The sequence below is a fragment of the Microbacterium barkeri genome (genome assembly GCF_027921765.1).
In the GTDB taxonomy this organism is placed as follows: Bacteria; Actinomycetota; Actinomycetes; order Actinomycetales; family Microbacteriaceae; genus Microbacterium; species Microbacterium barkeri.
In genome coordinates this window covers 242,054-255,460 of the sequence record NZ_BSEJ01000002.1, presented here as the reverse complement: position 1 = coordinate 255,460, position 13,407 = coordinate 242,054, and the positions used below count along the sequence as shown (strand labels likewise).

Below are 13,407 nucleotides of genomic sequence, written 5' to 3'. Positions count from 1 at the left end.
ATCGACATCGATCCCGACGACCTCGTGCCCCAGCGACGCCATCGCCGCCGCATGCACCGCACCCAGATACCCGCAACCGATCACACTCAACTTCATGGACGATGTCCCTCCGATTCGATGGTCACGAAGACCCTCAAGTCCGCCATCATCATTCCACGGGCGCGCTGCGAAGAAGCGGCTGGCTCTCAGGCTGTTCCCCGGAGGATCGCTGAGTTGGCGGTAGGATCAGGTAAATTATGAGCGACGTAACTCGTGTCCACGCGACCGCGCGGCCGCATTTCCGTGATACCTTCGGCCACGCGCCGAAGGTGTTATGGATAGCATCGTCGGGCGGACACGTTGCCCAGGCGCATCGTATCGAGCGGCTTCTGGGCGTCAATCAAGACTCTCTCTGGGTCACGTTCGACGTTCCACAGACCCGTTCGCTTCTCGCCGGGCGTAGGCATGTATATGTCGATTACGTCGCGCCGCGAGACCGGCGAAGAGCGCTCGCAGCGGCCTTGGAGATCGACAAGATTCGTAGGGCCGAGAAGTTCGACCACGTGATCTCGACGGGTGCTGCCATCGCGTTCTTCTCCCTGCCGCTGGCTCGACTGCGTGGCGCCAGGGTGACGTACATCGAGAGCCTGGCACGGTCGACCGGACCGAGTTTGACGGGGCGAATGATGCAGCGCGTCCCCGGCATTCAGCTTCGTACGCAGTATCCGAGTTGGGCGGGCGGGAAGTGGGAGTACTCGGGGACGATCCTCGACAGCTTCCGCGCAGAGCCGAACGAGCGAAAGAGTTCCGGCGGGCGCAAGGTCTTCGTCACACTCGGAACCATTCGCCCCTACCGCTTCGACCGTGCTGTAGATGCGGTGCTCTCGCTCCTTCGCCCTGAGGACGATGTTGTGTGGCAACTCGGTGAGACCCGTCGGGATGACCTTCCCGGCCACGTCGCCACGGAGATGCCCGGCGATGAGATGAAGCGCCGCATGCGTGAGGCAGACGTCATCGTGACGCACTCGGGCGTGGGATCGATCCTGGCTGCCCTGGAACTGGGGAAAGCGCCCGTCCTCGCCGTCCGCTCCGAGGTGCATGACGAGCACGTCGACGATCACCAGCGCTTCATCGCTGACGTGATGGAGCAACGCGGGCTCGCCGTGCGGCTCGACCTCGAGTCGCCGTCCGTTGGAGCGTTTGAGCGCGCCATGAACACAAGGATCGGAAGCGGCGATGTCACTGGCTGAGAGAAGAGCTCTCTTCGTGAGCTGGATCGGCTTTCATGGTCGGAGCGCGGGGATCGCGAAGGCACTGGGCATCCGTTCCGAGTTCATCACGGGGGGCACCGGCCCGGCCCCGCTGCGTTATCTGCGTGCGTGGAGGGAGACGGCGCGGCTGCTGAAACGGGAGCGTCCCTCGACGGTGATCGTCATGCAGCCGCCCATCGTGGCCCTGCTGTGCGTCGCGTTCCGCACTCCGCGCTCGGTACGGATCATCGGAGACCTCCACACGGGTGTCTTCACGAACCCCAAGTGGAAATGGGCGCTTGCGTTGACGATGCGCATCCTGCGGCGTCGCGGAAGCGCGGTCGTCACCGGCGCCGCTCTCGCCGAACGGACTCGTGCGTACGGCGTGGACGTCCTCGAGCTGCACGACATCATTGATGAGCCGATCGTCGTGAGTGATGCGCCGGACGACCCGAAACTGGCCACAGTACTCGAACGGGAGTACGTGCTCGTCCCGCTCGCCTACTCGTTCGACGAACCCGTGGACGCACTGCTGACCGCGGCCGAAGCAGCACCGGAGGTGAACTGGGTCCTGACCGGCCGTGCGCCGGAGCATGTCGTCACCCGCGCACCTGAGAACGTCGTCTTTCCTGGGTTCGTGAGCAGGGACGACTACCGGCGCCTGGTGAAGTCGGCCACGGTCATGGCGGCGTTGACCACTCAGGAAGACACCATGCAGCGAGTGGGATATGAAGCACTCGGCGAGGGGAAGGCCCTCGTGACGTCGAGTACCGCGGTGCTGCGCGAGTTCTTCGCTGATGCGGCGCTCTACGTGACTCCCGACGCTCTGAGCATCGAGAAGCAGGTGCGTGAGGCCGTCAGGACTGCGCAACTCTTGCGTCAGCGGATGATCGCTCGACGTGCGGAGTTGGAGCAGACTCAGCAGACTCAGCTGGCCGCACTCGCGGCGGTCGCGAGTTGACCGTCGAGTCGTTGGGCTTGCGGATGTCTGAACTGCTGTCCCGGCTGCGGTCCTTCCTCGCAGGACCGTGGGGTTTCCTGCTGCCGCTCATTGTGCTCGCGCCCCTCGCGCTGGGGACGGGCGTCTACGAGAAGCTGTTCGGGGGCGCGAACGGGGCCACGGTTCAGAAGATCGCGGTGCTCGTGCTTCTCGCCATCGCCGCACTGATCCTGGGACTTCGACTTCCTCCATGGCCGATCTGGGTCATTCTCGGTGCGGTGACGGTGGCCTTCTTCGTCGGGGTCGTCATCAATGATCGGGGCAACGGGATCCTCGACTCGACCTTGCTCCGTGGAGCGGTGGGTTACGCGTTCCCCTGGCTGGCCTTCTTCGTCGACTGGCGGCCCGTCTCGCAAGCGTCGCGAGCTCTCAGCCTCGCGTTGCTCGCTCCGTTCGCTGTCATGCTCGGTTCCGTTATCCACCTGGTTAATCTGGGGAACCTGTTCCGTCACGAGTACACCGGAGCGGTCAGATTGGCCGCAGCCATGCCGCCAGCGCACCTGGCGGCGCTGGCGATCTTCAGCGTCGTCGGCGGTGTCTGGCTGTGGGTCATGGGACGTAGGGCGGGCTTGTGGCTGGCGCTGCTGAGCGCCGCCATCTGCGGCCTCACCGGCACGCGCGGAGCGCTCATCGCCGCGGGAATCATCTTCGGAGGGACGCTTGTCGTGGCGCTCTGCTACAAGCTTCCCTACTGGAAGGCCGGCCTTGTCTCGGGAGTTGCGGGGGTCGTCGGGGGAAGCTTCCTCATCCTTCCCAACCTCTTGAAGCGCGCGGCGCAGGAGGCCCACGGAGCGCTTGCCCTCTCCGGGCGCGAGGAGGCATGGGCGTACTTCCTCGGGCGGCTTGCCGAGCGGCCCTTCGTCGGATACGGGCCGGGCGGCGCCACCGAGCTGAGTCAGCAGTCCGGCAACACCACCATCACCCGTTCCTTCGTCTCACCCCATAGCGCCTACATCAGCCTGCTCGTCGATGTCGGATGGCCGCTGTTCCTTGCCCTCGCACTGGGGATCGGGGGGCTCCTCGTGATGGTCGTCAGAGCGAACGTCGGCCCGGTGCGGTGGATGGCTGGACTGCTCGGGGCTGCCTGTGTCTTCTACGGCGCCTTCGACAACCTGCTGAACGCCGCGCAATCCGCCGTCCCCTTCGCGCTGACGCTCGCGATGATGTTCGCTCCGGCGATGACGCCACGCTCGATCGCGGAGGAAGTTGGCGAGAGGGCGCTCCTTCGCCGGGATCTGCGTCCTCGCTGATCCCGCGGACGGACGCCGATCCTTACTTCTCGCGCCAGAGCTTGCGCTTCTTCCAGTTCGCCAGACTTTCGACGACGTTGGACGGCGACGCGTTCGCCGCACCCAACAGCAGGTGTTTGATCTTGCCTCCCGCGGAATCCGCGGCGTGGTACCTGGTGCGGTGGGCGGCGAGTTTCAGCTGCCGCACATCCCGGGCCCGCATCGTTCCTCGATGCTTCAAGATGTACTTGTCGATGCCCGCTGCGCGCATCTCCGTCGCTCGTGTCAGCTGTCCCGAACTGTGCTTGCGCTGCAGGACCTCGGGGCGAGCGTTCACCTCGTATGAGCGCCCCGCCAGGAGGTAACGGTAGAAGAAGTCCAGGTCGTTCATCACTCGGAAGTTGCCGTCGAAGCCGCCGATGGCTGCAAAGGCATCCCGGTGGATGACGAAGTTGCTTCCGGTGATGCCCGGGTTACGAGACGCGGCATCGCTCGCGGGAACGTTCGGTCTGATCTCCAGACCCGGTGCGCGCAGGCCGTCCCGGAACATCTCGAGCCAGGTGACCACGCACTCCTTGCCGCTTTCCTCGATGCGCTCGCGCGAGTGGAGCAGATACCCGGGGAGCCAGAGATCGTCATCGTCGAGGAAGGCGAGCCATTCGCCGGTAGCCTGCGCGGCTCCGACGTTCCGCGAGCCGGACGCTCCGGGTCGTTCTTCGTTCCGGATGTAGGAGACCGGGATCGCGGCACCGGAAAAGGACGCGACGACGGCCGCGGACTCCTCGTTTCCGTCGTCGCTGACGACGAGGATCTCGTCAGGCAGGAGCGTTTGGCTGAGGACGGAGTCAAGCGCTTCGCGCAGGAAGTCCGGACGACCGTGGGTCGGGATGATGCAACTCACGGTGAAATCAGCCAAGGTGGACCTCCTCCGGTGGACCGACTCGTCCAGGGCATTGACGAGGGGAAACGCTAGCATGGCGCGGGCCGACGGCACGCGTGAAGCGGGGCCGCCGCGGATTGATGCCGTCTCAACGCGCCATGGCGTGGCACGGCACGGAGAAAGTGATATGGACGCGATGACATACGATGAGCCGCGAGCGCGCAGGACGCGTCAGCAGGGGGAGGCCGTGAAGCGTGTGGTGTGAAGAGGTCACGGACGTCTTCGTCTCGATTGTCGGCCAAGACGACAACCTCGGAGACTCTGTGCTCAGACGCGGCCTTGTTGAGGCCCTGCGGAGTCCGGGGCGCACCCTGCACATCTTTACCGGGAAGAACGGTGACGCGTACGTCGAGGGCGTCGGTGTGCGCGACGACGACGTGCGATACATCTCCTTGCGCGCATGGCGTCGGGCGGCTCTGCTCACCAGCCTGAAGCGCAGGACGATGATCGTCTTCAACGCAGGTGAAGTCGTCGTCGAGCCCAGCCGTGCCCACCTGGGATGGCGGGAGTTGGTGCTGTCATCCGTCGCGCGTCTGCGTGGAGGCGGCGCGGTCCACGCCGGTCTCGGGATCCGCTCTCCTCGGTACCGGGGGGACCTCGCGTTGCGGGCCACGTTGCGGGTTTGCCGCTTCGTGAGCTGGCGCGATGCGGACAGCCGCAACGCCATCGGACGCGGCGGTGTGCTGCCTGACTGGGCGTTCGCGCTCTCGCGCGAGATCTCGGGGGAGTCGTCGCGGGGCCTTCTCGTGGTCTCCATGCGCGGTGATCGCGCAATGCCCAGTGAAGCGTGGTGCACCGCGGTGAAGACGATCAGCGCCCGAGAAGGGCTGCGGATCTGCGTTCTGAGCCAGGTCGTCCGGGACAACGAGCGAGCCACGCAGTTGCACGCTCTGTTGGATGCGGAGGAACTGCGGCTCTGGGACGGGGCGAGCCACCGGCGGCACGAGGAGGACGTGCGTCGGCTCTATCGTGATGCACGCTACGTGGTCAGCGACAGACTGCACGCGCTGATCATAGGCGTCACCGAGGGCGCTCTCCCCCTGGGACTGACGACGGAGGAGAACGGCAAGCTCGCACGGACGCTCGCCCCGGCGGGGATCGGGGAAGTTGTAGAGTTCGTGACCGACTCTGCACAGGGAACCGCACTCGCTGAGTGCGTCGCCGAGCGGAGGGATGCGGTCCTGGCCGCGGTCACCCACGCCCGTCGTCGTCTTATGGGCCTGCCCTGGACGAGCCGCGCGCGGCCGGCGGCTGGCGATCCGAGCCACGCCACGGACGTCGCCCGCCGCGGAGAGTCGCCGCGATCAGTGAGCTGTGTCATCCCGACCCACGCGCGCCCCGAGTTCCTGGCGGAGGCGCTGCAGAGCGTCGTCTCGCAGACGACGCCCGCGCACGAGATCATCGTGGTATCGGACATCGAGGATGAGGAGACTCAGCGGGTTGTCCATCGTGTCGCGGCCAATAGTGCAGTCCCCGTTCGCTACCTCGGACCTGAAGCCGGCCGTACCGGTGCTTCGTGGTCTCGGAACCGCGGGGCAACTGTTGCCGACGGCACCGGCATCGCGTTCCTCGATGACGACGACCGGTGGGCACCGAACCACTTGGGCGACCTCATCGGGGCGATCGGAGACGCTGACATGGCGGTGTCGTGGATTCGCGTCTTTTCCGCGACGGACACGTTCCCCGGGCCGGCGATCGAGGAGGGGTGCACGGCAGCCGACGTGGTCGCACGTAACCCTGGGATCACCGGCAGCAACTTCCTGGTTCGCGCGGAGGCCTTCCGCGCGGTGGGCGGTTTCGACACAGGGCTGCCCGTGAAGAACGACACCGACTTCTTCTTCCGGTTCCTGCGAGACGGCGGCACCTACGCTGTCCTCGCCGATCGTACGGTCGAGCAGCGAAAGCATGACCAGGGGCAGCTGACGGGACATGGACGACGGCGGGCGGACGGCGTCGAGCTCTACTTCCGGAAGCACCGCGGAGCGCTCACACTGTCCGATCGTCGGTACCTGCGGCTAAACATCCACCGGCTTCGTCGCAAGGCCGCCGGCTCGCAGGCGGGGCGTATCGGGCATCTTCTCGGCGCTATCTGGAACTATTCTCCCCGCCAATTCATCATCGACCGCCGCAACCGGCGCCACCCGTCCGGATATCAGATGCCGGAGACCGGAGCGCAAGCCAGCTAGGTGCCGAAACGCGGCGGTGTCAGGGAAAGCTGTCGGGTGTCACTCTCATCGTCGCCCTATGCTGACCTGGTCTCCCGTCGCTCGGACAGTGGGATGACGGCACGATCGAGTGCGACAACGCACCGTCGAACAACGGCAGGAGCACGAGTGCATATGGGGCGAGATCATGGCCGCCTCGAGGCCGCACACACCGATCATCGCGAGCTTCGTTATGATGGCTCGCTCGCGACGGCGTCCGGCGAGCGGGACCCGATGGACGCTGAGGTGGCACGGTGACCGGCGGCTCCGGGCTCGGGAGAGCCGCGTCTCGCGGGGTGATTTTCACGATGGGCGGTCAGGCCGTCCGAATCCTCGTCCAGTTGCTGTCCGTCGTCATCCTGTCGAGGCTCCTCGCTCCGAGCGACTTCGGTTTGGTGGCCATGGTGCTGGCCATCGTCGGCGTCGCTGAGGTCTTCCGTGACTTCGGATTGACACAAGCCGCTGTCCAGGCTCCGAGCCTCAGCCATCAGCAGAAGTCGAATCTGTTCTGGATCAACACCGGGATCGGCGTATTGCTCGCGCTGCTTGCTTTCGGGGCATCCTGGCCGATCGCGATGTTCTACGGCGAGGAACGCCTCACGCTCCTGACGCAGGTGATCTCGGTCGTCTTCGTCATCAACGGCGTAGGGACCCAGCTTCGGGCGCAGCTGAGCCGTGACCTGAAATTCGGGGTGATCTCCGCGGCGGATACCTTGGCTCCTGCGTTGAGCCTCCTCGCGGCGATCGGCGCCGCATCGATGGGTGTCGGGTACTGGGCGCTCGCCGTGCAGCAGATCAGCGGAGCGTTCTTCGCTTTCGTCGTCGTGGCGGTTGCCGCTCGTTGGACGCCTTCGCGCTATCGACGCGGACACGACATGCGTGGCTTCCTGCGCTTCGGGGGGTTCCTGGTGCTCGCGCAGCTCGTGACCTATGCAAGCAAGAACATCGACTCCGTTGTCATCGGCGCGCGCTTGGGGGCCACGGAGCTCGGGTTGTACAACCGGGCGTTCCAGATCCTGCTGGTCCCGCTCAATCAGATCAACGCCCCGGCGACGCGTGTGGCCCTTCCTGTGCTCTCGCGACTTCAGGAGGAGAAGAACCGCTTTGACAGATACCTGCTCACCGCGCAGTCCATTCTCCTCCAGCCCGTGGTCGCGGGCTTCGCACTCGTCGCCGCTCTCGCCGAGCCGCTGATCTCGCTCATCCTGGGCGAGGGGTGGGGGGCGACCGTGCCGATCTTCCAGATCCTCGCGCTTGCCGGCGTGGCGCAGACCGCTTCAAGCGCGAGCTACTGGGTGTTTCTCGCCAGGGGGAGGACCAAGTCGCAGCTCTACTGGGCGCTCTGCTCGCGCCCGATCATCATCGGTGCGGTCATCGTGGGCTCGTTCTTCGGGCTTCACGGGGTCGCCTGGGGGTATGCGCTCGGCAATCTCGTCGTCTGGCCGCTCGGGCTGCTGTGGGTGGCGAAGCTCGCCGAAGCGCCCGCACTGCGCATGTTCGGCAACGGGGTGAGGGCGATGCTCATCTACGGCTTGGCGGGGCTTTCGGCACACCTGGTCTATGTCGGGCTGGGTGGAGTGATGCTCTCGTTCGTGGCCGCGGTGCTGGCCTTCTTGGCGATCGTGGCACTCGCTGCGGTGGTGCTGCCGCGTTATCGCGCCGACCTCGGCGCACTGGTCTCGCTGCTACCCGCGCGTTTTCGACGCGGACGGTCCTGAGAAGGACGGACAGGGAGCAGGACCGGATCGAGTAGGCTGGACCGCCGAGCGCGGACCCTTCGGCCGGCCGAGAAACAGAGCGCAGCTCTCTGCGGCTGGAAGACGACATCTGTGCAGCCCGGAAGGATGATGTGAGACGAAAGAGACGCGACCGCGTTCGCGTGTTGCATTCGATGGTGGCGCCTACGGGGGAGACCCGATACTCAACGCACATGGCGGCAGTGGGGGGCGATGACGTCGAGGTCTGCTTCTTCAGCTGGCGGCATGCCCTGTTCGGGCGCTACGACATCTTCCACCTGCACTGGCCGGAGGTTTTCGTCGGACGAGGCGGAGGCCGCAAAGCCAGAATGCTCTGGCTGCGCGCCCAGGCCCTGCTGATCCGGCTCTGGCTGACCCGTACGCCGGTCGTGCGCACGCTGCACAACATCGAGCCGCATGACTCTCAGGGGACGCTTTCGGGGAACGGGACGATCCGCAGATTCGAGAAGCTCACTCAATACGAGATCCATCTCGTCCCTGAGCCCGACCGCGACACCGCCCTCCCCACGATGCTGATCCCGCACGGGAGCTACCGCGAGCCGTTCGGTCGGCTGCCTCGAGGGGAGCGTAGGCCCGGACGGATCACGTTTTTCGGGCTGGTGCGCCCGTATAAGGGCGTCGATTTGCTCGTCCGCCTTTTCCGAGGCATCGACCGGCAAGATCTCTCCCTGCGGATCGTCGGCCGCCCGCTCGATCATGAGCTGGCCAAGCAGATCACGGATGCGGCGGAAGAGGACGTTCGGATATCGCATCGTCTCGAGTTCGTGCCGGACGCCGACTTGGTCAAGGAGATCACGTCCTCGGAGCTGACCGTCCTTCCCTATCGTGAACTACACAGCTCCGGCGCGGCGCTCGTGGCTCTCTCGCTCGATACGCCGATCCTGGTGCCCGATACAACGACGACGCGCGCGTTGCGCGAAGAGGTCGGCGATCACTGGGTGCACCTGTTCTCTCCTCCGCTGAAGGCGGACGCACTTCTCACGGCGTTGGAACGTGTGCGCCGCGAAGAGGATCCGCCGCCTCCTCGCCTCGAAGCCCGGGACTGGGAGCGGGTACGGGCAGCACACCTCGCCGTCTACCGGCATGTGCTCGGCGGCGGAAACGATAACCAGGACGTCAAAAGTTCAGACATGAAAGGCTCCGCACGTGGTGACTAAAGACGGCCGGGACTCGCTCGCGCGGATGAGGTTTCTGCTCGGCCTCCTGCTCCGTCGGAGCGACCGAAGGCACGCGGCACGCAAGATACACGTTCTCCTCGCGGCACCAGGCCGTGGCAACATCGGCGATGCCGCCATGCTCGAGGCGTTCGCTGCCGCCGTCGGAGAAGAGTTCACCGTGATCACGCGGCATCCGGATGACTACCGGACGCTTCCCGCTAACGCGAAGGTGGTGAGCCTTCCCCGGTTGATCTACGGCTCCTCTCTGAAGGCTGTCCTCGACATCGTCAAGCTCGCCCGTGTACTGAACAGCGCCACGAACCTCTCTATCGTCGGCGCGGACATCATGGATGGCGCTTACAACGCGAAGGCCTCCACTCGGCGCTCCCTGATCGCCGCGCGAGCCGCCGCAGCAGGCCTCGACGTGCGCATCCTCGGCTTCTCCTGGAACGGACAACCGGATGCCGCCGCCGAAAGCGAGCTTCGGGCGGCGTCAGAGCACGGGGTCCGTCTCCTCGCTCGTGACGGTTCATCGAGCGCACGACTTCGCGCCGCAGGGATGAGCAATGTCACGGACGTGGCGGACATCGTGTTCACCTCCTCTTCTCTGAGTGACGCTCCCGTCGTGCCAGGTGGCGGTCCGTATGCGGTCATCAACGCCAGCGGACTAGTGGCGCGCTCTGTCGACCAGACCGCCGCTTATGTATCAGTCATCGAACGGCTTCATGAGCAGGGGATCGGCACGGTGCTCCTGCCGCACGTCGTGCGCGCGGAGGGTGACCCCGCGCAGCTTGCGCTCATCCATGAACGCCTCAGCCCGCAAGCGCGCGAAAGGTCACTCCTCATAACCGAGGAACTAGAGCCCGCACAGGTTCGCGCACTCGCGGCTGGCGCCGAATTCGTCGTCACTGGGCGGATGCATCTCTCCGTGATGTCGCTGCGCCAAGGGGTGCCGGCGGTCGTCGTCGCGACCCAGGGCAAGGTGGAAGGGCTGATGGAGCTCTTCGATATCTCGGACCTGCTGGTGGCTCCAAGCGCCATTCCTGAGGGAGGCCTCCTCGCGGCCGTGACCCGGCTTCTCACCGAGCGGGACGACGCCCGTGCGCGTATCGCGCGTTGGTTGCCGCGCGCCATTGAGTTGGCGGAGCGCAACTTCGAGGGGATGCCAACGGCCGCCCATCACTGAGAGAGGCAGGCGGCGACGAGTGCTAGCGTGTCCGACGGGGTTCTCGCGCTTCCCGACGCGGAACGGGAGAGCTCGATCAGGGCGGCGCTGTTGAGCAGCCGTCGCACTGGAAGCGAGGGGGATGTCGGTGGCCGAGAGCACTCACACTATCGAGGACGTTGTCGCACGGGGGATGTGCGTCGGCTGCGGAGCGTGCAGCGTCGCTACCTCCGGTCGCGTGGTCGTTCGCTTCACCTCGATTGGCATGCGTCAGGCGGACCTTGAGGGCGTTTCCCCGGCGGACATCGCTCGGGGGGATCAGGTGTGTCCCTTTTCGGATAACGCGCCCGACGAAGACCAGCTGGATGCACCGACCGACTGGGGGCGTCGACTCTCGCACGACCACAGGATCGGGCGATACTCGCTCGTTGCCGCCGGGCGGCGAGTCGATGAGTCTGCGCTGCTCGAGAGCAGCTCGGGCGGCCTGACCTCCTGGATCGTCGGACGGCTCCTCAAGGAAGGCCTTGTGGATGGCATCCTTCACGTCGGCGACGGTGGCCCTGACGGCCTCTTCTCCTACAACGTCTCTCACTCGCTTGCGGAAGCCGACGGGCGCCGGAAGAGCAAGTACTACGCGGTGACCCTCGCGGAACTGGTTCAAGAGATCCAGGGGAACGGGAAGCGGTACGCGATCGTCGGGATCCCCTGTTTCATCAAGGCCGCGCGCCTGCTCGCCCTCCAGAATCCAGCGCTTGCTGAGCAGTTCGCGTACTATGTCGGCCTCGTGTGCGGACATCTCAAGACGCGCTTCTTTGCAGAGTCCTTGGCCTGGCAGATCGGGGTTCCGCCGGAGCAACTCGCGTCGGTCGACTTCCGTGTGAAGAACCCCGAACGCCCTGCCAGCCGTTATGACATGGCAGTCTCCTCCGCTGACGACCCGACGACCGTGCTTCAGCACGAGGTCGCGAAGCTTCTCGGTGGGAGCTGGGGACACGCGGTGTTCCAGCCGGAAGGCTGCAACTTCTGCGATGACATCTTCGCGGAGACCGCCGACGTTGTCTTCGGGGACGCCTGGCTCCCGCAATACTCGAAGGACTGGCGGGGAAACAACGTGCTGGTCAGCAGGAACGAGCAGATCGACGAGCTGTTGCGCGCCGGACAGCGCGAGGGAGAGATCCAGCTCGACGAGATCGATGTCGCGGCGGCCGTTGCCTCGCAAGCAGGGAACTACCGCCATCGCCGGGATGGCCTGGCCGTGCGCCTCCACGACGACATCAGGGCCGGCCTGTCTGTGCCGAGGAAGCGGGTCTCTCCGGGGCTCGCCCACGTCACCCGTCGGCGGGTGAAGCTGATCCGGCAGCGCAGACGGATCTCTGCGCTCAGCTTCGGCGCATTCCGCGCTGCGCTCGCATCCGGGAGGATCGAGACCTACCTGGAACGGTTGCGACCGGAACTGAGCAAGCACGACCGGCTGTCGAAGAAGCCGTTTGCCGGCATGCGGCGACGGCTGCAGAACCTCGTGCGCAGGCTCCGTCGCGGGCAGGGCGCGCGGTGAGCGCCTCTGCCGAGGAGCGTCGATGAACCGGCGCGCGGGGTCTCCCTGATGGTCGCGTCTGACTGAGTCCGCCTGGATTCATTGACGGGTGTCAGGGCCATTGCGGCGTTCCTGATGTTCTGGCACCACAGCAGCAGCCGTTTCGACGACGTGGTCTCGTCCGGAATGGTCGGCGTATCGCTCTTCTCCCTTTTGAGCGGCTTCGTGATGGCGCGGACCGATCGGGAGGGTGAGACCGCTCGGACGTACTACCGCAAGAGGTTCGCGCGAATCTACCCCGCCTCCTTCATCGCCTGCGTTCTCGTGATCACCTGGCATGCACTCCGCGGAGGCCTCGAGGTTACCGACTTCGCAGCCTTCACGCTGTTGCAGTCGTGGGTTCCGGACAAGGCGGTCGATTTCGCGGCACAGGCGATCTTCTGGTCGCTGTCCTGTGAAGCGTTCTTCTACCTCGCTTTCCCTGCCATTCGGGTCGTGACGTGACGAATGTCGACGCGCGGGCTCGCGGCCCTCGGAGCTTTCAGCGGTCTTCTCTCGCTCGGGGTCGCGTCGTCCGGTCTGATGCTGTCTGCCCAGGCCGCCCAGTGGGCGACGGTGGTTTTTCCCCTGTTCGCTTGCCGGAGTTCATCATCGGCGTCGTACTCGGCACTCTCGTCTCGCGCGGATGGAAGCGGCGGCTGTCACTGTGGTGGACGGGTCCGCTTGCGGTGATCGCTGTCGTGGGGGATGCCTTCGTCCCGGAAGCGCTTGGTCGATACGCCGTGACGCTGGTCCCCTTCGTCCTGCTCGTGCTGTCGTTGGCCGTTGCCGGCCTCAGATCGGCGACGGGACTTTTCCGCTCTCCTGTCTTGGTCACGCTCGGGGTGTGGTCGTACTGCTTCTACCTCCTGCACGGACTTGCCCTGTGGATCTCAGACGCGGTTGCAGCCCGGCTCGGGCTGTCGTCCGTCGTCAGCGTCGCCATGGCACACTTCCTGACCCTCGTTGCTGCCTGGGCCCTGCACACTTTCGTGGAGCAACCGTGTGAGAGGCAGCTGCGCCCGGCTCGCCCAAGGGTGCAGGCCGGCGTCCTCCGTTCGCGCCCGGGTCAGAGGTGAGGTGACAAGCGTCCCTCTCCCGGAAGCGTCCAGGTAGGTGAGGCAGAATATGGAAGGCTCCTGCCGGATCGGAG

At 65.6% G+C, this 13,407-nt stretch carries 12 protein-coding genes; 10 read left to right on the top strand and 2 right to left on the bottom strand.

The annotated features are described in order from the left end of the window. Positions 1 to 96, bottom strand: a 96-nt coding sequence (locus PKE79_RS04340; RefSeq protein WP_271172443.1) for a hypothetical protein, incomplete at its 3' end; no start/stop codon positions are given. Between the two features lie 140 nt (positions 97 to 236). On the opposite strand from PKE79_RS04340, the gene PKE79_RS04335 reads away from it, so the two are divergent. The 3 genes from PKE79_RS04335 to PKE79_RS04325 are packed head-to-tail and all read left to right on the top strand — an operon-like array spanning position 237 to position 3,479. Further along, complete coding sequence (locus PKE79_RS04335) at positions 237 to 1,229, top strand: glycosyltransferase (RefSeq protein WP_271172427.1); 993 nt, start codon at positions 237 to 239, stop codon at positions 1,227 to 1,229. Further along, positions 1,216 to 2,190 (top strand): glycosyltransferase family protein, encoded by a 975-nt coding sequence (locus PKE79_RS04330; RefSeq protein ID WP_271172426.1) that lies wholly within the window; start codon positions 1,216 to 1,218, stop codon positions 2,188 to 2,190. The genes PKE79_RS04335 and PKE79_RS04330 overlap by 14 nt, the downstream gene beginning before the upstream one ends. 23 nt (positions 2,191 to 2,213) lie before the next feature. Then, entirely contained in the window at positions 2,214 to 3,479 is a 1,266-nt protein-coding gene (locus PKE79_RS04325) for an O-antigen ligase family protein (RefSeq protein WP_271172425.1), read from the top strand. 22 nt (positions 3,480 to 3,501) lie between these two features. Here the strand turns inward: PKE79_RS04325 and PKE79_RS04320 are convergent, their stop codons facing one another. Next, positions 3,502 to 4,374: a glycosyltransferase family A protein gene (locus tag PKE79_RS04320; RefSeq protein WP_271172424.1), complete on the bottom strand. Its 873-nt coding sequence runs from the start codon at positions 4,372 to 4,374 to the stop codon at positions 3,502 to 3,504. A gap of 218 nt (positions 4,375 to 4,592) precedes the next feature. Between PKE79_RS04320 and PKE79_RS04315 the strand changes: the two genes are divergently transcribed. The 7 genes from PKE79_RS04315 to PKE79_RS04285 all read left to right on the top strand — a co-directional run bounded on the left by PKE79_RS04315 (position 4,593) and on the right by PKE79_RS04285 (position 13,333). Next, positions 4,593 to 6,584, top strand: a complete 1,992-nt coding sequence (locus tag PKE79_RS04315; RefSeq protein ID WP_271172423.1) for a glycosyltransferase family A protein — start codon at positions 4,593 to 4,595, stop codon at positions 6,582 to 6,584. A gap of 272 nt (positions 6,585 to 6,856) precedes the next feature. After that, positions 6,857 to 8,320, top strand: a complete 1,464-nt coding sequence (locus PKE79_RS04310; RefSeq protein ID WP_271172422.1) for a lipopolysaccharide biosynthesis protein — start codon at positions 6,857 to 6,859, stop codon at positions 8,318 to 8,320. A gap of 212 nt (positions 8,321 to 8,532) precedes the next feature. Next, positions 8,533 to 9,516: a glycosyltransferase gene (locus tag PKE79_RS04305; RefSeq protein ID WP_271172421.1), complete on the top strand. Its 984-nt coding sequence runs from the start codon at positions 8,533 to 8,535 to the stop codon at positions 9,514 to 9,516. Then, positions 9,506 to 10,702: a polysaccharide pyruvyl transferase family protein gene (locus tag PKE79_RS04300; RefSeq protein WP_271172420.1), complete on the top strand. Its 1,197-nt coding sequence runs from the start codon at positions 9,506 to 9,508 to the stop codon at positions 10,700 to 10,702. The genes PKE79_RS04305 and PKE79_RS04300 overlap by 11 nt, the downstream gene beginning before the upstream one ends. A 127-nt stretch (positions 10,703 to 10,829) precedes the next feature. Beyond that, entirely contained in the window at positions 10,830 to 12,236 is a 1,407-nt protein-coding gene (locus PKE79_RS04295) for a Coenzyme F420 hydrogenase/dehydrogenase, beta subunit C-terminal domain (RefSeq protein ID WP_271172419.1), read from the top strand. A gap of 81 nt (positions 12,237 to 12,317) precedes the next feature. Next, complete coding sequence (locus PKE79_RS04290; protein WP_271172418.1) at positions 12,318 to 12,719, top strand: acyltransferase family protein; 402 nt, start codon at positions 12,318 to 12,320, stop codon at positions 12,717 to 12,719. Positions 12,720 to 12,850: 131 nt separating this feature from the next. Further along, a complete protein-coding gene (locus PKE79_RS04285; RefSeq protein WP_271172417.1) occupies positions 12,851 to 13,333 on the top strand; it encodes an acyltransferase family protein in 483 nt (160 codons plus the stop codon). Positions 13,334 to 13,407: the final 74 nt, after the last annotated feature.

Bases quoted from the DNA above. Each gene is read 5' to 3' on its own strand.
- PKE79_RS04335 (WP_271172427.1), top strand. From the start codon at position 237: ATGAGCGACGTAACTCGTGTCCACGCGACCGCGCGGCCGCATTTCCGT.
- PKE79_RS04330 (WP_271172426.1), top strand. From the start codon at position 1,216: ATGTCACTGGCTGAGAGAAGAGCTCTCTTCGTGAGCTGGATCGGCTTT.
- PKE79_RS04325 (WP_271172425.1), top strand. From the start codon at position 2,214: ATGTCTGAACTGCTGTCCCGGCTGCGGTCCTTCCTCGCAGGACCGTGG.
- PKE79_RS04305 (WP_271172421.1), top strand. From the start codon at position 8,533: ATGGCGGCAGTGGGGGGCGATGACGTCGAGGTCTGCTTCTTCAGCTGG.